Here is an 18423-nt window from a genome sequence, read left to right as displayed (position 1 = left end):
TCGTCCACCCTCGCTCATCGAGGTGGGAGCACCACAGATTGAGGATTAGGGTGAAACGATGCCCCCTTCCCCGGACCGTTCCCTCACGACCGCCGAGCGTGCCCGCCTGAGCAGGCGGCCCAGCGACCGGGCGATCACCACGACCCTGGCTCTCACGGGGCTCATCGCGGCATTCATGCAGACTCTCGTGACGCCGATCATCCCGCGCCTGCCCGACTTCCTCGACACGACGACAGCTGATGCGACGTGGGTTCTGACCTCCACGCTCCTCGCCGCCGCGATCTCCACGCCGATCAGCGGACGCCTCGGCGACATGTACGGCAAGCGCCGGGTCGTCATGGTGCTCCTGATGCTCATGGCCGGCGGATCCATCATCTCCGCGCTGTCCAACACCTTGATCCCCATGATCGTCGGGAGGGTGTTCCAGGGCGTCGGGCTGGGGGTGATCGCCCTGGGGATCAGCATCCTGCGGGACGTCATCCACCCCCGCAACCTCGGCGGCGCCGTCGCCCTGGTCAGCGCGACGCTCGGCGTCGGCGGGGCCGTCGGGCTCCCGGTCGCCGCCCTGATCGCCCAGAACTTCGACTATCACTACCTGTTCTGGCTGGCCACCGCGCTCGCGATCGTCGCGATCGTGCTCGTCGGGTCCATCGTTCCGGTATCGACGCTGCGGGCGGGCGGGCGCTTCGACTTCCTCGGCGCGATCGGATTCGGAATCGGTCTCGTCGGCATCCTGCTCGCCATCTCCAAGGGCAGCGAATGGGGATGGACCAGCGCGACGACGCTCGGCCTGCTGATCGGAGGCGCGGTCGTGCTGGTGGTGTGGGGCGTGGTCGAACTGCGCACCACCGACGCGCTCGTCGACCTGCGCGTGGCGGCCCGACGGCCGGTATTGCTCACCAACCTCGCCTCGATCTCGGTCGGCTTCGCCTTCTTCATCACCACGGCGGCGCTGCCGGTGCTGCTCGAAGCTCCGACCAGCACCGGGGTCGGGCTCGGCCAGTCGCTCATCGTCTCGAGCCTCTGCCTGATGCCCCTCGGACTGGTGATGTTCGCGATGTCCCCCGTGGCCGCGAGGCTGTCCGCCGCCCGCGGCCCTCGCACCAGTCTCATCCTCGGGGGCCTGATCATCACCGTGGCCTTCGCGATCGCAATCTGGCTGCACAGCGAGATCTGGCATGTCATCCTCGTTTCCACCATCGTCGGCTTCGGCGTCGGCTTCGCCTATTCGGCGATGCCGACGCTCATCATGCGGGTCGTTCCTCCGACAGAGACGGCGGCGGCCAACGGACTCAATTCCGTGATGCGCACCCTCGGATCGACCATCGCCGCCACCGTGGTCGGCCTCATCATCTCCGCGCACCTCGTCATCTCCGGCGGTACGGCCATCCCGACGAGCGAGGCGTTCCGCATCATCTTCACGATCGGAAGCAGCGTTGCCCTCGTCGGTGCGGTCGTCGCCTTCTTCATCCCCCGCCGCGGCCGCGAATACGGCAACACCGCCAGCATGCCTATCACCCTCCCCGAGCGCTGAACGGCAGAATGTCACAGTGCCCTCCTCCGCCCTGCTCCTGCTCAACCGGCCTTCGGCTTCGGCCCAACCCCACCGGGTCGGCGCACCCGATCTGACGCAGTTCGATCCGCACGATCCGGTGCTCAGTGCGCTCGATCTCGCCGCGACCCGAGGCGATGGCATCTTCGAGACTATCGGCGTCGGCCAGGGGGCACCGCAGGCGCTCGAGCACCATCTCCGGCGGTTCGGGGAGTCGGCGCGACTGCTCGAGCTGCCGACTCCGGATGCCGCGGCCTGGCGGGCGGCGATCACCACCGCGATCGCCGCGATCGACCCGGTCGACGAAGCATCCGTGAAGATCGTGCTGAGCCGCGGGGTCGAGGGCGACGACCGCCCCACCGGTTGGGCGTTCGCGAGCGCCTCACCAGACCATAGCGCGGCGCGGCGCGACGGTATCTCCGTGGTCACGCTCGATCGTGGGTACCGGCACGACGTGGAGACCACCTCCCCGTGGCTGCTCGCCGGGGCGAAGACTCTCAGTTACGCCGTGAACCGCGCGGTGATGCGGGAGGCCGCCCGACGCGACGCCGATGACGTCATCTTCGTCTCGAGCGATGGCTACGTGCTCGAGGGGCCCACCTCGACCGTGGTCTACCGGCAGGGCGACCGCATCCTCACCCCGGGGCCGAGACTCGGCATCCTCGACGGCACGACCCAGTCGAACATCTTCCGCTACGCCGCGCAGCAGGGGCTGCAGACAGGCATCGCCCAGCCCTCGGCCGCCGACCTCACAGCGGCCGATGCCGTGTGGCTGGCCTCGAGCGTGCGGCTGGCCGCACCCGTGAATCGCCTCGACAGGCTTGACCTCGCCGTCGACCGGGAGTTGACGGCAGGGATGAACGATTTCCTGCTCGCGGTGCGCGAGTAGGCCACACAACTCGCCCCGCCGTACTCAGATCAGGCAGCCGACTCCGGCCCGGCGTTCCCGGCTCAGGCCGTTGCGCGCACCAGGCGAAGGAGTGCGGCGGCGTAAGCGTCAGCCGGCTCGGCGGCTTCCCATTCGGTGCGTTCCCCGGTGACCACCAGGGCGACGGTGTATCCCGTGGCGGTGCGCGAGAGCGAGGCGAAGGTGCCACCGAGGAGCTCACGCAACTGGTCTTCACGTGGAAGCCAGAGGGCATCCTCGATGGCGACCGAGTCGAGCGCCCACTCGGTGGTGCCGTTGAAGCCGAGGATCGTGCCGGTCTCGAACTCGTGCGATTCGATGGTCATGTCGCTCACGACGAAGACAGCACTCTCGAATCCCTCCCGGGTGATCACGAAGGAATCTCCGGAGACGGGGCGCCACCGCACCCCGGCGGAGCGGAGATCATGAGCGAGGGATACGGAGATCATGTGCTCATTATGAGGCAGCGAGTTGGGTGAACGGCGGGTGGTCAGCCTGGTGCCCGGACGGGGTCCATGGGGGCGACGACTTCGTATCTGCGAGAGCCGAAGATCGGGCATACCCCCGTATCCCGCCTTGCAACTCTCGCGAAATCGCCGCCACCCAGGTGTCCCCCGGTGGTGCTAGTTAGAACAATATTGGCTGATGAGACGCGTGTCTGCCCCCAGAGCGGGGTTCCCCCGAACAGGGGGCACCCTGGTACCCCGCGTGTCAAGGGGTGCCCGATCCGCTCCGCTCTGCGTAGGGTAAGGAGAGTCCTTTCCTCGGCGCTCAGCGCCACCAAACGCTGGAGGTGCCCGTGGCCGGCGTTCCCGACTATCTCGAATCCTGGATGACGCGGCAGCGCTGGTACGCCGGCAAGTCGCGCGCGCCTGAGCTTCAGGTCATCGGCGGATTCGGGCTCGCCGACCCGACCGGCGAAGCGGTGATCCGCGTCTACCTCGTGCTCGATCATGCCGAGCATCCTCTCCTCTACCAGGTGCCGCTCACGGAGCGCAGCGAACCGCTCGAGGGCGCCGAGAACGCGCTGGTGGCCTCCTTCGACGTCGAGAACGGTCGCCGCTTCATCTACGACGGTCCTCACGACCCGGCATTCGCCGAGGCGCTGCTGCGGTTGATTCTCGACGACGGTGAAGCGCACGAGACCGACGGGCCGGCGGCCGCCAACAGCGGCGGTCCGCTCGTCGCGCGGGGGCATCACACTCCCGACTCCGCCTCGGTGCAGTTCGTCTCCTCCCGCGTGCTGGGCGGTGAGCAGTCGAACACCTCGATCATCTTCCAGGTGGCGAGCCCCGACGGCGCGGCATCCACTCCGATCATCTGCAAACTCTTCCGGGCCATTCATCACGGCGAGAATCCGGATGTGACGCTCACCGAGGCGCTCGGCGCCGCGGGAAGCGCCGTCGCTCCACGGTCGATCGGTCACATCACCGGCCTCTGGACCGACAGTGGGATGGCGGAGGGCATCGCGACCGGCCACCTCGCATTCGCGCAGGAGTTCCTGCCCGGGGTCGAAGACGCCTGGAGGGTGGCTGTGCGCGCGGCCGAGGTCGGCGAAGACTTCACCGAGCGTGCGCGTGCCCTCGGTGTGACGACGGCGGAGATGCACGAGACCCTGCACTCGGCACTCCCCTCCCGTGCCACGACACCCTCGGACATCGCCACGACGGTCGCGAGCATGCGTTATCGATTCGAGCTCGCCGCCGCGGAGGTGCCCGGTCTCTCGGAATACCGCCCGGCCCTCGAGCAGGTCTATCACGAGGCCGCAGCCAGCCCCTGGCCGGCACTTCAGCGCATCCACGGCGACTTCCACCTCGGCCAGGTGCTCGCGGTACCCGACCGCGGCTGGGTCGTGCTGGACTTCGAGGGTGAACCGATGCGCCCGATGAGCGAGCGTTCGCTGCCGGACATCCCGCTGAGGGATGTCGCGGGCATGCTGCGGTCATTCGACTACGTCGCGGGATCGTTCGCCCTCTCGCATCCGGGCGAATCCGCTGCAGCCTGGGCCTCCGCCTGCCGACGGGCATTCGTCGACGGCTACATCGAACGGTCCGGTCGGGACCTGCGCGAACACCGGGCCGTGCTCGACGCCTTCGAGATCGACAAGGCGCTCTATGAGGCCGTCTACGAGGCCAGAAACCGCCCCGGCTGGCTCGCCATCCCCACCCTCGCGATCTCGCGCCTCATTGAACGCTCGGCGACGCCCTAACGCCGCAGTCTCATCGCGTCGCGTCGCGGCCCGGGGATGAGCACGCCGGAGCACGGACCGCCCGTGGCCAAACGCGGGCCTTCGGACGCGGGCCTTCGCAAGCAGCCCTCGGCCGCGGCTCAGCTGTAGCGCGAGGTCGGGAGTTTTCTCAGGCGCGGTCTGCCGCGGTGATCGCGTCTTCCAACAGGGCCACAAGGGCGTCGAGCTGCACGCTCGACTCCCCCGCGACGTCGGAGTCGTCTCCGTCGAGAGCGCGGGCGGCGAGGCCGGCCTTGCTGTCGATCAGCTCGGCGATCTTGGCGTCGATGGTCTGAGAGGCGATGATCCGCCAGGCGGTCACCGGCTCGGCCTGGCCGATCCGATGCACCCGGTCGATCGCCTGGGTCTGCTCGGCGCTCGTCCAGCTCAGTTCCGCGAGTACGACGTTCGATGCGGCCTGCAGGTTGAGGCCGACGCCGGCGGCGGTGAGCGAGGCGACGACGACGGAGACCTCCGGATCGTTGTTGAACGCATCGACCTGCTTCTGGCGGAAAGCGGCGCTCTGGTCTCCGCGGATCGACACCGTGGTGAGCCCGCGCTTGGCCAGGGTCTCTTCGGCGATGTCCATCACGTCGATGTGCTTCGCGAAGAACACGACCTTGCCGACGGAGCGTGCGAGCTGGGCGGTGTAGTCCGCGGCGAGCACGGCCTTCGCCTGTCCGATCTTGCGCACCATGGTGAACACGTTCTCGCCGGTCTTCGCGGCCTTCGATTCCTCGAGCTCGGCTTTCGCGACCATCCGCACGAGCTCCGGATGTGGGATGTCGGCAGACTCGATGCGTGCCTTGACCAGGGCGCGGTAGCGCGACAGCAACCGAAGTCCCAGTTCGCGCTCGGCCTGGCGGATCGACCGGCCGAGATCGTCATCGAGTTCCACCGGAAGGTCGGCGATGCGCTTGGAGGGAAGGTCCGCGGCCACATCGATCTTCTTGCGGCGCACGATCCCCATGTCGATCACCGTCTGGCGGGCCTCCGCGAAGAAGCCGAAGTCTGCCGGGGTGAGGCCGTTCTCCTCGAGCTCCTGCATGAGCCGCGCCGTCGGCTTCTCGCCATCGATCCAGCCGAGAAACTGCCAGATCGCGCGGAAGTCCTCGATCGTGTTGATGAGCGGGGTGCCGGTGAGGGCGATCATCAGCGCGCGCGGCGATCTCGACCGCACGCTCTTGGCGAGGGCAAGCACATTCTTCGATCGCTGCGATTCGCGATTCTTGATGAAGTGGGCCTCATCCACCACCATTCCCTTGAATCCGAGAGTTCCAAGCCAGCCCATGTGCCGGTCGAGCACGTCGTAGTTCACGATCACCACATCGGCGAAGGCGTCGAGATTCTCACCCGAACCGTGGATTACCGTTGCCGAGCGCTGCGGCGTCCAGAGCTCGACCTCCCGCGCCCAGTTCATCTTCACGACGTTGGGAACGACCACGAGCAGCGGGTAGGAACCGGAGACCTGCGCGGCGAGCAGCGCCTGCGCGGTCTTGCCCAGCCCGGGCTCGTCGGCGAGCAGATAGCTGCGGTGCCCCTCGCGGGCGCTCGCGATGAACTCGGCCTGGTGATGGAAGAGCTCGAGACCGGTCGGAACCCTCAGGTCGGCGGCGGTCGGGTCGGGGAGGTCCATGCTCGCGACCTGTCCACCGGAGCCGTACTCGAAGGCGCGGAAGAGGGGCTCGAGCAGCTCCCAGTTGGCCAGTCGGTGCGTGACCGGCGCGACCTTCACGCTCTGGCTGAAGTCAGGAGCGAGGAAGGGGTTGGAGAGTTGACGGGCGATCACCGATTGTGGCACCACCTGCCGTTCGGTGGCCGGCGCCACGGGATCCGGCTCCTTCACGATGATCAGCTCGTCGGGCGAGAGCTCTGTTCCCGCCGCGATCAGCATGTCTCGACGCAACGTGCGCGCGGCATCCGTGACGGCGGTCTCTTCGGCGAGCAGCTGGATGAGCGAGGTGTCCCGCGCTGCGGTCTTGGCGAGAATCGTGGCGACGCCGTCGAGACGCTTGAGCACCTCGGTGCGCTCGGCATCGGTCACCTCGCGGTCTGCCTTCGCCCGCGCACGCTCTTCGCGCATCAGCAAGGCGATCACCTGGAACTTGGTGCGGTTGGATGGTCCGACCTTGCCGCGCTCGGCGGCCCCCTCGACCTCACGCACGGCGCGGGCAAGCACAGGGATGACGCCGGCGTCATCGGTCCCCCGCGAGCGGCGCTGCTGCGACTTCTGCTGCGTCGGCTTCTTCGCCGAGGAACGGCGAGTCGACTTACCCGAGCCACCCGAATTCTGGGCGCTCTGGTTCTGGGCGGACTGTCCCTGGCCGGACCGAGCCATGCTTCTCCTGCGTCTCTGAGCGCCGTCTGCGCGTCGACCGATCTCCCTCTGGGGAGGTGTCCCTCGAATTCAGGGACCGGGTGGCCGCACGCGGACGTGCCAATGGTGACCGAGCAATCCCGAGTGGAGCCACCCGAAGGGGCAACTCAGTCGGACCGGTGAAGAGTCAGACAGTGGTGAATCGGGCCACCGGGTGCCGAGAAGTCTCAGGTACCCCGGGCCGAGGCCACACGCGGGATGAACGGGTGCTGCACTCAGTTTAGGCGGTTGCCGGCCCCATCCGTGCACGACTCTCCCCCGATTTGGGGTAGGGATCGCCGCAGTTTGTTCACCCCCCGGCCAGCTTGGGGTGATGGGATTGGCGCATGTCCGGTTACACGGCCCAATATCCACGGCCCGACCACTTCATCGTCCACCTGAGCGACACCCATTTCGTTGCCGGCGGCGCGGGGCTCTACGGAGGCTCGGTCGACAGCGAGACCCACCTCCGCCAGCTCTTCTGCGAACTCGATGCCTCCGGGGCCACCCCCGAGGCCATCATCATCACCGGAGACCTCGCGGATGTCGGAGATCCGGTGGCCTATGAAGAGCTGAAGGCGATCGTCGAACCGGCCGCCCTGCGCTACGGCGCACAGGTGGTCTGGGTGATGGGCAACCACGACGACCGCGGTGCCTTCCGCGAGACGCTGCTCGGCCAGCATCCCTCCTCCGCTCCGGTGGACCGGGTTCACTGGGTGGGTGGTCTGCGCATCATCGCCCTCGACTCGACGGTTCCGGGCCACCACCACGGTGAGGTCACCGACGCCCAGCTCGACTGGCTCGCCGAGGAGCTCGCCTCCCCCGCGCCCCATGGCACCATCCTCGCGATGCACCACCCGCCCATCCCGAGTGTGCTGGATCTCGCCGTGCTTGTCGAGTTGCGCGACCAGGCCGGTCTGGCCGAGGTGCTTCAGGGATCCGACGTGCGCAGCATCATCGCCGGCCACCTCCACTACTCCACCAACTCGACCTTCGCCGGGATACCCGTCTCGGTCGCCTCTGCCACCTGCTACACGCAGGATCTCAATGTGCCGGTCGGAGGCACCCGCGGCCGCGATGGCGGGCAGGCATTCAATCTCGTGCACGTCTACGAGAACACCGTGCTCCACTCGGTGGTCCCACTCGGCCAGGATGCCGCGGTGTCCTATGTCGATGCGGCGGAGACCGCCCTCATCCTCGCCCGCCACGGAGTCGAGTTCCCCGCGAGCGGCACCCGCCCGGCACCGGTGGAGGCGCCGATCACCGACGAAGAGCTTCACCCACCGACGCGCGAGTTCGCCGTCGTCTGATGCGGACGAGCGGAACACCGCGCTGGGAGTGCGCCCCGGCTGCGGTCAGTCCGCGTCGACGACCGGCCGCTCCCATGGTGCGGCGATCGGGTAATACGAGTCGAGGAACGACCTGACAGCCGCTGCGCGTTCCTCGGCCGTCAACTCGGGAAAACTACCGTCGTTGAGGCAGAACATGTCGATGTTGCGCTTCTTGAGCAGCAGCGTCATCTCGGCGAGGCCGGCGCGCATGGTCGTATCGACGTACCTCACCGTGGCATCCGTCTGAGCGACGGCCCGACCGGTCACCCACGCGTAGTAGTGATAGAGCGAGTTGGTGACCGAGATGTCCGTCGCCGAGCGGAAGGTGCTCGCCGCGGTGCGCCGGAAGTCTTCGGGGAATTCGGCCTCCAGCTGGCGCATGACCGACTTTCGCAGCGGAGTCGGGGTGTGTTCGAGATGACGGGTGATCGTGCGCCCGAACCTGTCCTGGATGAGACGCCGGTTGACTCTCGCGGAGTTCTCGAATCCACTGCGCGCCAGATTGGACTCCCCCATGCCGATGCGGGTGGTCGCCTCGATGAACTTGGTCACGCCGCCCGGTGAGAAGAACATGTCGGGCGACACCGCGCGGCCGAAGAACATGTCGTCATTGGAATAGAGGAAGTGCTCGCTGAGGCCCGGGATGTTGTGAAGCTGGCTCTCGACGGCCTGGGAGTTGTGGGTCGGGAGCACAGAGGGGTCGGCGAAGAATTCTTCACTCGGCACGATCGTGACCCGAGGATGCTCGGCGAGCCACTCCGGTCGCGGCGAATCCGTGACGATGTAGATGTTGCGCACCCACGGCGCGAAGAGGTAGACGGAGCGCAGCGCGTACTTCAGTTCGTCGAGCTGGCGGAAACGGGCGTGCGAGTCGTCACCCTCACCGACCACGTAGGCCTTCATGCGGCGGGCACGGGCACGCTGCCACTCGATCGCGGCACCGTCCACCCACGAGAAGACCAGGTCGATGTCGAAGTCGATGTCCTGCGCCTGGGTGGCGAACATCCCCTCGAGGGTCGGCCAGTCCTGACCATAGAGCGAGACCGTGCCCCGCACCGCCTCCTCGCGGGGCAGCGTCACGCGCATCAGAGCGTTCTCGTCGGGCGCGAGGTAGGCATCCGCGGTGGACTTCCACAGCTCGAGGCGCACCCCGGTGCCCGCTCCGTAGCGCAAGGCTCCCTCGGCGGTGATCCGCGGACGGAACAGCACGACGGCCCGCGTCTTCGAGTCCGTGGCGAGCCGGCCGTCGGCGAGCAAGACGGTCTGGCCGCGGGATCCGTCCGCCGGCTTGGAGTAGAAGGGCTCATCGACACAGGCCCGGGCGAGTGCGGTGCACAGCACCTTCCGGTCCCGCCAGTCGACCGCGAGAACGGGACGGCTGTCGTTGCCGCGCACCAGCAGGAAGTCGATTCCCGCCACATCCAGCACCGAGCGCACGAAGAGCAGGTCTTCGACCATCGCCTCCTGCGGGGTCGCGCCGGTGTTGAGAAGCGCGAGCCGGCCCTTGGCGAGCACCAGGTCGGAACGGAGAGTGAGCGGGGGCAGGGTCGATTCGCCCTGAGGCCCGGACGCCTGCGCCGGGGCCTTGGCCTGCGCGGCGAGCTGCGCGGGAGCGTGCGGGAGTCCCTGGTTCGTCGTCTTCTCGGTCACTGTGAGCCCAATCGTTCGAGCCCGATCCGCCACCGTCGCGAGGCGCGGATTTCCAGCCTCGCCCATTTTAGCGCGTGTGGAGCGCTCGGGGACCTAGACGGCCCCCGCCGCCCTGCCGCAGGACCGGCGGGGCCGGTGAGCAGCTGTGCGGGCGCTAGCCGTTCGACGAGCCCTGAGTCGCGTCGGAACCTCCACGAGGCCCGCCGTCCGGGCGAGTACCCGAGGGCGGTGTCGCCTTCGTGCCGTTTCCGGGCGCGCCGTTTCTAGGCGTGCCGTTTCCGGGCGTGCCGTTTCCGGGCGTGCCGTTTCCGGGCGCGACGTTTCCGGGCGTGACTCCGGCGGGCGCACCATCCGGCCGATCGCTTCGGCTGTCGAAGCCCGCGGAGCCCTGCCGCGCATCGGTGATCCCGTGGTTCGCGCCGACGGAGGTGCCGACGAGTACGCCGCCGCCGAAGATTCCTCCGACCACGATGACCGCCGCCACGATGGTGCCGGCGAGAACGAGCCCTCGTCTCGACCGAGGTGCCGGCGGTGCAGAGACAGCAGCGGGCTCAGCCGACGGAACCACGACTGCCGCAGGCTCAACCGCGAGTGGCGCAGCTGCGGCGGGCGCGGCTGACAGCGGAACCGTCTGCGACGGGCCGACCTGCGGGTTCTGGTGCTCCGCGTTCTGGTCCTCGGCGTTCTGGTGCTCCGCGTTCTGGTCCTCGGCGTTCTGGTGCTCGGCGTTCTGGTCCTCGGCGTTCTGGTCCTCGGGGTTCTGGCTCTGGGGGGTCGTGTCGACCATGACGTTCTCCTGACGGGTCCGGGGGCGAACGGTTCTTCTCTCCCCGAGCTCCACTGTGACGCCGCCCTCTATGCGAGGCCGCGGTGTCGCCCGCCAATCAGCCCCGAGGCAGCTATGGGCCGGCTATGAAACGGCGACGCCGAGAGGAGCACGACTCAGCGTCGCGCTCCCGCCTTCGACCGGTTGCGATCCTCGGGATTGACCACCTTCACCTGGAGACCGGTGGCGACGAAGAGCAGCGCCGCGACGAACTGCGACGCCACCCAGATCTGCCCGCTGAGCGCGAATGGCCAGATCGGATTCCAGGCCACGGCGATGGCGGCGAGCCCGATGATCCACCACCACTGCCCGGATTGCCAGGCGAACACGCACATGATCAGCGCGAGAATGGCGACCCCGAATTTGATGAACAGATACCCTCCGGGGTTGTCCAGGAGCGCAAGCCCCGCGATCAACACGATGGCCCCGAGGATGCCCGGGGCCAGGGCCGGACGCCGGAATTCGGGTGTCGGGTACGAGGTCATTGGTCCATTCTCTCGCAGGCGGCCTGCGCGAACCTGCCCGGTGTTGCAGGATGGACCCATGCCCGATCCCGTCGCCAACCTGCAGGCTCTCGTGCGACTCGCGACGATCTCGAGGCTCGACCCGGCAGACACCGATTGGGCACCGTTCGACGCCCTCATCGCCCTTCTCCCCGAGCTCTACCCGGCAACCCATTCCGCGCTCAGCCGGGAACTGGTCGGCGGCCACTCGATGCTGTACCGCTGGAAAGGGCGCACCGATGCTTCACCGACGGTGCTCATGGCGCACTACGACGTCGTCTCGGCGACGGACGAGGGCTGGTCCCATCCGCCCTTCGCCGCCGAACTGGTCGGATCGGGCGACGATCAGCTGATCTGGGGGCGCGGCACCCTCGACGACAAAGGCTCGCTCGCCTGCATCCTGGAGGGCGTCGAGGCTCAGGTCACCGCCGGACACCAGCCGGAAGCCGACATCTACCTGAGCTTCGGCCACGACGAGGAGACCGAGGGCAGCGGAGCCCGCGCGATCGTCGACCTCCTCGAGTCCCGCGGCATCCGTCCTTCGCTCGTGATCGACGAGGGCGGTGCCGTCGTCGAAGACATCTTCCCCGGCGTGTCCGGTCCGATCGCGGTGGTCGGGGTGAGCGAGAAGGGCATCCTCAGCCTCACCCTCACCGTCGAACAACACGGCGGCCATGCCTCCACCCCGCCGCGGATTTCCGCGACCGCACGTCTCGCCGCGGCCATCGTGCGCCTCAACAATCGGCCGTTCCGCGCCGGATTCACGCCGACCACCCTCGAGATGATCCGCACGCTCGGCGCCCACGCCTCCTCGCCCCTGCGTTGGATCTTCACGAATCTCTGGCTGACCAGACCGCTGCTTCTCGTGCTGTTCGGGCGCCTCGGGCCGGAGACGAGCGCGATGATCCGCACCACTCAGGCGGTGACAATGTTGCAGGCGAGCCAGGCCGCCAATGCACTCGCCGAACGGGCGGTGGCTACCGTGAACATCCGGGTCGCCATCGACTCCTCAGTGGCGGATGCCGTCGAGCACGTGCGGCGGTCCATCGACGACCCGCTCGTACGCCTCGACGTGCTGCACCCCAACGAGCCCTCCCCGGTGTCACCCACCAGCGGTCCCGCTTGGCAATTGGTGCGATCGACCATCGAACAGACCTATCCGGGCACGATCGTCACCCCATACGTGATGATGGCCGCCAGCGACAGCCGCTACTTCGCGCGAATCAGCGAGTTCGTCTACCGTTTCAGCCCCTTCGAGATGTCGACGGAGGAGCGCGGCACGCTGCATGCGATCGACGAGCGGATGAAGGTGTCGACGCTGTTTCGCGGCGTCGACTTCTATACGCGGCTGATCAGCCGGCTCTGACGAAGAGGCGCGGCAACTCCCGCGTCGACTCTGGATCGCTCTCGCTCAGCTCTGTGGTGTGGGACGCGCGTAGTCGTCGAGCATGATGGCTCGAATCGGGCTGGTCATCGGCGGAAGGTCGCGCAGCCGCACGAGTGCGGGTCGCAGCTCGGACAGCCAGGCCTCGTATCCCGCGTCGTTGAGGTGCAGCCGGTCGTCCGAGTACGCCGGGTTCAGTTCGCCGTCCTCCAGGGCCATCGTCGGCCAGAGGTCGAGGAACTGCGCGTGAACGGTCGCCGAGAACTGGCGCAGGTGGATGTTCGCGTCGCGGATGCGGTCGGCGAACTCCCGCCCCCGCGGCATGATCGACTGCACGAGCATCCTCGACCCCGGAAGCTCACGGCGAAGCTGCACGAGAATGGACTGGATGTTGCGAACGAGGCTCTCGACGTTGCGCCGCATCCCCAGGTCGTTGGTGCCGATCAGGAGCACGATCTCGTCGGGGTCGAGCTCCACGACGGAGTCGAGCCGACCGAGCACATCATCGGTCGTATTGCCGCCGATCCCGAGATTCACCGCCGTCAGATCAGGAAACCATCCGGCCCAATCGCCGCCCTGTGTGAGGCTGTCGCCGAGAAAAACTACCGTATCTGCAGTCATTGTGTGACCTCCCAAGGTCGCGCCGGATCAGCAGCGCGTACGCTTCCATCATCCCTTCCGGTGCTGGGAAACGCTAGGGAAGCGCTGCGTTCGGCGTGTCCGGTCACCGACCGCCTCGGGCATCGGCGAGCACTTGCGCCTCGGCGGTCTGGGTGATCTTGCTAGCCATTCCGGCGAAGATCACGCCGTGGAACGGCAGGATGCTGAACCAGTAGAGGCGGCCCCCGAGGCCCTGGGGGAAGAACACCGCACGCTGGCGATAGTTCGATCCGCCGCTCGCCGCGTTGGGTGTCACACTCAGTTCGAGCCAGGCGCCGCCGGGCACCTTCATCTCGGCACGCAACCTCAGGAAACGGCCGCGGTCGAGTTCTTCGACCCGCCAGAAGTCGAGGGCGTCGCCGGCGTTGAGATGGGCGGCGTTGCGTCGACCGCGTCGCAGACCGACTCCTCCGACCACCTTGTCCATCCAGCCGCGAACGGCCCAGGCGAGCGGGAAGGAGTACCAGCCGTTGTCGCCACCGATTCCCTCGATCACGCGCCAGACCTGATCGGCCGGCGCGGTCGAATGGAGCTCGCGCAGGTCGGTGTAGACCGTGTGACCGGTCCACTCCGGGTCGCTCGGAAGGCGGTCGCTCGGCGCACCCCGCACGGCGGAATCCTGCCAGCTCGTCTCGACCGCGCCGTCCCTCATCTTGCCGAGCGCCAGCCGCACTGATCGGCGATACGGAGTGAGACCACCCTCGGGGTCGGGGATGAAGTTCTCGATGTCGTGTTCGTGCACCACGCAGTCGTATTGCAGCGAGGCGATGATCGGCACGGCGAGGGCTCGCGGGATCGGGGTGACCAGGTTGACCCACTGAGAGGCCAGCCACGGCGTGAGCACCGGAAGGGACGCGATCGGGCGCTGTTTCAGTCCGGCCTCGAGCGCGTACCCGTTCATCATCTGGCCGTACCGCAGCACGTTGGGCCCGCCGATGTCGAAGCTGCGGTTGACGTCGTCCGGCAGTTCGGCGCACTCCACGAGGTAGTAGAGCACGTCACGGATCGCGATCGGCTGGATGAAGTTGCGCACCCATTTCGGCGCCGGCATGTACGGGAGCACATCGGTCAGATGGCGGACCATCTCGAACGAGGTCGAGCCTGAGCCGATCACGACGCCGGCCTGGAGAGCCGCCGTCGGCACTCCGGAATCGAGCAGGATGCGGCCAACCTCCGCGCGTGACCGCAGGTGGGGGGAGAGTTCGCCGTCGGGATGCAATCCGCCGAGGTAGACGATGCGCGAGACACCGGCCGCCTTCGCCGCGGTGGCGACGGTGGTGGCGGCGGAGCGTTCTGTCTGCTCGAACTCCCCCTTCGCCCCCATCGAATGCACGAGGTAGTACAGCACGTCGATGCCCTCGACTGCCTTGGCCACACTGCGCGGGTCGGCGAGATCACCGGTCGCGATCTCGACATCGTCGATCCACGGCACGTCGGTGAGTTTCAGAGGACTGCGCACAAACACCCGCACGCGATATCCCGCCTCGAGAAGACGCGGCACGAGGCGACCCCCGATATACCCGGTTGCGCCGGTGACGAGTACTCTCTTGCCGGTCTGCGCTGCTTCAGCCATGGCACAACCCTAGGGAGAGAGGCTGGAAAAGCGCAGAAAACACCGGCGGGTTGACGGGCCCCTCGGCGCGGGCTAGGTGTCCGGTGGTTTGCGGCCGCGGATTCGCATCCTCTGGCCGTAGATGCCGCCGCCGATGCCGAGGATCACGAGGATGCCGCCGATGACATAGCCGATCGGGAAGGGCTTCTGAACCGCGGAATCGGACGCACTGAGCAGGAATGACTCGGGGCTGCCAAACGAGGGAGCCTGCGCGCGCCCCGCGGTCGCTGTCGCGCTCCCGGTGGGCTGCGGAGTGGATGCGACGGAGGGAGCCGGCGTCGACGAAGTGGCGGGGGCGGCAGCGGCCGGCGTGACTGTGCTCGGTGTTGGAGCGCTCGGCTTTGCAGCGATCGGCGCAGTGGCAGCCGGTGCCGCCGCAACCGGAGCCTTCACCGGCGCAGGAGCAGGTGCAGCGGCGGGAGCCGGCGCTGCTGCCGCCTTCGCCGCGGGAGCGGGAGCCGCCGCGGGAGCGGGCGCACCCGCGTGTCCGGCGTACTTGCCGAAGTCCTCCACACCCCAGGTGGTGCCGTTCACGGTCACGAACGCGATTCCGATGTCGGTGAAGTCGCCGAGGATGTTGGCCCGGTGGCCCGGCGAGTTCATCCAGGCCGTGTGCATGGCCGAGGGGGTGGGCTGGCCCATCGCCACATTCTCGCCGGCCCGACTCCAGCCGGAGGGGATCTGGGTGCTGTAGTCGGGATTGTGGGTCATCGAATTGGCGGCACCCATCTGGTTCGCCCACTGCTGCGCCACGGCATCCATCGCCGGATTGTGGATGAGGCCGGGAAGTCCTGCGCTCGCCCGGGCCTGGTTCACCAGGGAGGCGATCGTGTCGGCCTCGGCGGCGGAGGCGCTGCTCACACCAACAAAGGTGAGTGCGAATCCCGCGAGAGTGACGACGGCGAGGATCGCCCCCGCGCGCCGGACAGCCGCTATCCCCCGATGCACCATCAGCCCAGCCTAGGGGCGCTCCCGCGCCGGAAGCGCCCCCAAACCGGGGGCAGACAGTGCGCGTCGCCTGTGACGACCGCGGCTAGATGATCCCTTTCGTGTGCCAGACCGTCTTCGTCTCCGTGAAAAAGGTGATGCGCTCGACGGATGGCGCGGGCACGCCACTCTCCGGAGGCAGCACCCGCTTCAGCGTCTCGGCGCCGGCGATCTGGAGGTCGATCCAACTGAGCTCGCCGGCGAGGTCGCCCGCACCGGCGAGGTCGATCGCGTTGACGTCGGCGTGGCTCGCGAGCCACGGGGCGATCTCGGCGGCCGATCCGGTCAGCACGTTGACCACGCCTCCCGGAACATCGCTCGTCGCGAGCACCTCACTCAGGCTGATCGCCGAGAGAGGAGCTCTCTCGCTCGCGACCACCACCACCGTGTTGCCGCTCACGAGGGCAGGCGCGATGACGCTGACGAGCCCGAGCAGGCTCGACGTCTGCGGGGCGATGATCGCCACCACCCCGGTCGGCTCGGGGGTGGAGATGTTGAAATACGGTCCGCTCACCGGGTTGCCGTTGCCGGCCACCTGCACGTACTTGTCCGCCCAGCCGGCGTACCAGACCCACACGTCGATGGCGGTATCCACCTGCTTCTGGGCCACCGCTTCGGACAGACCCTCGCTCTGGCGCAACTCGTCCACGAACTGGGCACGACGACCCTCGAGCAACTCGGCGATGCGATAGAGCACCTGGCCCCGGTTGTAGCCGGTCGCGCCAGCCCAGCCGGAGTGCGCGGCGCGGGCCGCGACCACGGCGTCCCTGGCATCTTTTCTGGATGCGCGTGCCGCGTTGGCGAGGAACTCACCCTTGGTGGTGGCGATCTCGTAGACCCGCCCGGACTCGCTGCGGGGGAACTTGCCACCGATGTACAGCTTGTAGGTCTTGGGTACGGCGAGGCGGGTCATTTGATTGCTGCTTTCTTGCTCGACGAGGTCTCGCCGCGATCACGGGCGCTCGCTATCCGACCACCGGGGGAATCCCAGCCGGTCGACTCCAGGTACGCCGCGAGACCGTGGCGACCACCCTCGCGCCCGTAGCCCGACTCCTTGTACCCGCCGAAGGGGCTGGCCGGATCGAACTGGTTGAAGGTGTTGGCCCAGACCACTCCGGCCCGCAACTTGTCGGCGACACCGAGCACGCGGCTGCCGTTGGAGCTCCAGATGCCGGCAGAGGGTCCATAGGGTGTGTTGTTCGCCTTCGAGATCGCCTCTGCCGGGGTGCGGAAGCTCAGAACGCTGAGCACAGGTCCGAAAACCTCTTCCCGGGCGATGCGGTGGCTCGTGGACACGTTGGTGAAGATGGTCGGCGCGAACCAGAATCCGTTCTTCGGGATCTCGCAATCCGCGGTCCATCGCTCGGCGCCCTCCTGCTCCCCGATGTCGGAGAGTTCACGGATGCGGTCGAGCTGGGCGCGGGAATTGATCGCGCCGATGTCGGTGTTCTTGTCGAGCGGATCACCGAGCCGCAGTGTCGACAGTCGCGCCTTGAGCCGATCGACCACCTCGTCCTTCACGTTCTCCTGAACGAGGAGGCGCGACCCGGCGCAGCAGACGTGGCCCTGGTTGAAGAAGATCCCGTTGACGATGCCTTCGATCGCCTGGTCCATCGGCGCGTCGTCGAACACGATGTTCGCCGCCTTGCCTCCGAGCTCCAGAGTGAGCTTCTTGCCAGACCCCGCCGTGGAACGGGCGATGGCGCGACCGACCGCGGTGGATCCGGTGAAGGCGACTTTGTTGACGTCCGGATGATTCACCAGCAGGGAACCGGTGTCCCCCGCTCCCGTGATGATGTTCACGACTCCGGCCGGCAGATCGGCCTGCTGCAGGATCTCCGCGAAGATGAGCGCGGTGAGCGGCGTGGTCTCGGCGGGCTTGATCACGACGGTGTTGCCGGCGGCGAGGGCCGGGGCGATCTTCCACGCCAGCATCAGGAGCGGGAAGTTCCACGGGATCACCTGCGCGGCCACGCCGAGCGAGCGGGGATTCGGCCCGAGACCGGCGTAGTCGAGCTTGTCGGCCCATCCCGCGTAGTAGAAGAACCACGCGGCGACGAGCGGCACGTCCACATCGCGAGACTCCTTGATCGGCTTTCCGTTGTCGAGGCTCTCCGCGACGGCGAGTTCGCGCGCCCGCTCCTGCACGAGACGGGCGATCCGGAACAGGTATTTGCCGCGGTCGGCACCCGAGAGCTTCGACCAGGTGCGGTTGTAGGCGCGTCGGGCTGCTGCGACGGCGCGGTCGACATCCGAGACATCCGCGCTCGCGATCCGGGCGATCTTCTGCTCGGTCGCCGGGGAGATGGTGTGGAACGACTCCCCGTGCCCCTCGGAGAATTCGCCGTCGATAAAGAGGCCGTAGCTCTCGCGGAGGTTGAGGATCGCCGTCGATTCGGGCGCCGGAGCGTAGTCGAGAAAGGTCATG

15 protein-coding genes are annotated in these 18423 nt (G+C 67.7%); 5 read left to right on the top strand and 10 right to left on the bottom strand.

Going from position 1 to position 18423, the window contains the following annotated elements:
- Positions 1 to 58 precede the first annotated feature (58 nt).
- Positions 59 to 1534: an MFS transporter gene (locus tag F1C58_RS05935; RefSeq protein WP_185203406.1), complete on the top strand. Its 1476-nt coding sequence runs from the start codon at positions 59 to 61 to the stop codon at positions 1532 to 1534.
- A 16-nt stretch (positions 1535 to 1550) separates the two neighbouring features.
- The gene (locus tag F1C58_RS05930) at positions 1551 to 2441 is read left to right on the top strand and encodes an aminodeoxychorismate lyase (RefSeq protein WP_185203405.1); all 891 of its coding nucleotides are present in this window, start codon (positions 1551 to 1553) and stop codon (positions 2439 to 2441) included.
- 62 nt (positions 2442 to 2503) lie between these two features.
- On the opposite strand, the gene F1C58_RS05925 is transcribed toward F1C58_RS05930, so the two are convergent.
- The gene (locus tag F1C58_RS05925) at positions 2504 to 2908 is read right to left on the bottom strand and encodes a hypothetical protein (RefSeq protein WP_185203403.1); all 405 of its coding nucleotides are present in this window, start codon (positions 2906 to 2908) and stop codon (positions 2504 to 2506) included.
- A 350-nt stretch (positions 2909 to 3258) separates the two neighbouring features.
- Between F1C58_RS05925 and F1C58_RS05920 the strand changes: the two genes are divergently transcribed.
- Positions 3259 to 4668 carry a phosphotransferase gene (locus F1C58_RS05920; protein ID WP_185203402.1) on the top strand — a complete coding sequence of 470 codons (1410 nt, stop codon included), beginning with the start codon at positions 3259 to 3261 and terminating at the stop codon, positions 4666 to 4668.
- Between the two features lie 148 nt (positions 4669 to 4816).
- Here F1C58_RS05920 and F1C58_RS05915 read toward each other — a convergent pair whose 3' ends face one another.
- Positions 4817 to 7024 (bottom strand): DEAD/DEAH box helicase, encoded by a 2208-nt coding sequence (locus F1C58_RS05915; RefSeq protein WP_185203400.1) that lies wholly within the window; start codon positions 7022 to 7024, stop codon positions 4817 to 4819.
- A 365-nt stretch (positions 7025 to 7389) separates the two neighbouring features.
- Here F1C58_RS05915 and F1C58_RS05910 point away from each other — a divergent pair, with 365 nt between their 5' ends.
- Entirely contained in the window at positions 7390 to 8352 is a 963-nt protein-coding gene (locus F1C58_RS05910; RefSeq protein WP_185203398.1) for a phosphodiesterase, read from the top strand.
- A gap of 45 nt (positions 8353 to 8397) precedes the next feature.
- On the opposite strand, the gene F1C58_RS05905 is transcribed toward F1C58_RS05910, so the two are convergent.
- From F1C58_RS05905 to F1C58_RS05895, 3 genes are all read right to left on the bottom strand, one after another.
- Positions 8398 to 10089 (bottom strand): stealth family protein, encoded by a 1692-nt coding sequence (locus F1C58_RS05905; RefSeq protein WP_185203397.1) that lies wholly within the window; start codon positions 10087 to 10089, stop codon positions 8398 to 8400.
- 88 nt (positions 10090 to 10177) lie between these two features.
- Positions 10178 to 10810, bottom strand: a complete 633-nt coding sequence (locus F1C58_RS16885; RefSeq protein ID WP_219732044.1) for a hypothetical protein — start codon at positions 10808 to 10810, stop codon at positions 10178 to 10180.
- A gap of 155 nt (positions 10811 to 10965) precedes the next feature.
- On the bottom strand, positions 10966 to 11334 hold the full coding sequence (locus F1C58_RS05895; protein ID WP_185203395.1) for a DUF6804 family protein: 369 nt from the start codon (positions 11332 to 11334) through the stop codon (positions 10966 to 10968).
- A gap of 58 nt (positions 11335 to 11392) precedes the next feature.
- Here F1C58_RS05895 and F1C58_RS05890 point away from each other — a divergent pair, with 58 nt between their 5' ends.
- Positions 11393 to 12718, top strand: coding sequence for a M20/M25/M40 family metallo-hydrolase (locus F1C58_RS05890; RefSeq protein ID WP_185203393.1), 1326 nt, complete (start codon positions 11393 to 11395; stop codon positions 12716 to 12718).
- Between the two features lie 45 nt (positions 12719 to 12763).
- Here F1C58_RS05890 and F1C58_RS05885 read toward each other — a convergent pair whose 3' ends face one another.
- The 5 genes from F1C58_RS05885 to F1C58_RS05865 form a co-directional block, all read right to left on the bottom strand.
- Entirely contained in the window at positions 12764 to 13357 is a 594-nt protein-coding gene (locus F1C58_RS05885) for a GDSL-type esterase/lipase family protein (RefSeq protein ID WP_185203391.1), read from the bottom strand.
- 103 nt (positions 13358 to 13460) lie between these two features.
- Positions 13461 to 14969, bottom strand: coding sequence for an SDR family oxidoreductase (locus F1C58_RS05880; protein ID WP_185203389.1), 1509 nt, complete (start codon positions 14967 to 14969; stop codon positions 13461 to 13463).
- 72 nt (positions 14970 to 15041) lie between these two features.
- A complete protein-coding gene (locus F1C58_RS05875) occupies positions 15042 to 15959 on the bottom strand; it encodes a CAP domain-containing protein (RefSeq protein ID WP_185203387.1) in 918 nt (305 codons plus the stop codon).
- 82 nt (positions 15960 to 16041) lie between these two features.
- Complete coding sequence (locus tag F1C58_RS05870; protein WP_185203385.1) at positions 16042 to 16908, bottom strand: aldehyde dehydrogenase family protein; 867 nt, start codon at positions 16906 to 16908, stop codon at positions 16042 to 16044.
- Positions 16905 to 18422, bottom strand: coding sequence for an aldehyde dehydrogenase family protein (locus F1C58_RS05865; RefSeq protein WP_185203383.1), 1518 nt, complete (start codon positions 18420 to 18422; stop codon positions 16905 to 16907). The genes F1C58_RS05870 and F1C58_RS05865 overlap by 4 nt, the downstream gene beginning before the upstream one ends.
- Position 18423 lies beyond the last annotated feature (1 nt).

It is taken from the genome of Glaciihabitans sp. INWT7 (assembly GCF_014217685.1).
GTDB lineage: Bacteria > Actinomycetota > Actinomycetes > Actinomycetales > Microbacteriaceae > Lacisediminihabitans.
Note: the sequence above shows the minus strand (reverse complement) of the source record. Positions and strands in the feature narration are given on the sequence as shown.

Excerpts from the sequence above, each read along its gene's own strand:
- F1C58_RS05935 (WP_185203406.1), top strand. The coding sequence starts at position 59 with ATGCCCCCTTCCCCGGACCGTTCCCTCACGACCGCCGAGCGTGCCCGC.
- F1C58_RS05925 (WP_185203403.1), bottom strand. The coding sequence starts at position 2,908 with ATGATCTCCGTATCCCTCGCTCATGATCTCCGCTCCGCCGGGGTGCGG.
- F1C58_RS05915 (WP_185203400.1), bottom strand. The coding sequence starts at position 7,024 with ATGGCTCGGTCCGGCCAGGGACAGTCCGCCCAGAACCAGAGCGCCCAG.
- F1C58_RS05910 (WP_185203398.1), top strand. The coding sequence starts at position 7,390 with ATGTCCGGTTACACGGCCCAATATCCACGGCCCGACCACTTCATCGTC.
- F1C58_RS05905 (WP_185203397.1), bottom strand. The coding sequence starts at position 10,089 with ATGGGCGAGGCTGGAAATCCGCGCCTCGCGACGGTGGCGGATCGGGCT.
- F1C58_RS16885 (WP_219732044.1), bottom strand. The coding sequence starts at position 10,810 with ATGGTCGACACGACCCCCCAGAGCCAGAACCCCGAGGACCAGAACGCC.
- F1C58_RS05895 (WP_185203395.1), bottom strand. The coding sequence starts at position 11,334 with ATGACCTCGTACCCGACACCCGAATTCCGGCGTCCGGCCCTGGCCCCG.
- F1C58_RS05890 (WP_185203393.1), top strand. The coding sequence starts at position 11,393 with ATGCCCGATCCCGTCGCCAACCTGCAGGCTCTCGTGCGACTCGCGACG.
- F1C58_RS05885 (WP_185203391.1), bottom strand. The coding sequence starts at position 13,357 with ATGACTGCAGATACGGTAGTTTTTCTCGGCGACAGCCTCACACAGGGC.
- F1C58_RS05880 (WP_185203389.1), bottom strand. The coding sequence starts at position 14,969 with ATGGCTGAAGCAGCGCAGACCGGCAAGAGAGTACTCGTCACCGGCGCA.
- F1C58_RS05875 (WP_185203387.1), bottom strand. The coding sequence starts at position 15,959 with ATGGTGCATCGGGGGATAGCGGCTGTCCGGCGCGCGGGGGCGATCCTC.
- F1C58_RS05870 (WP_185203385.1), bottom strand. The coding sequence starts at position 16,908 with ATGACCCGCCTCGCCGTACCCAAGACCTACAAGCTGTACATCGGTGGC.
- F1C58_RS05865 (WP_185203383.1), bottom strand. The coding sequence starts at position 18,422 with ATGACCTTTCTCGACTACGCTCCGGCGCCCGAATCGACGGCGATCCTC.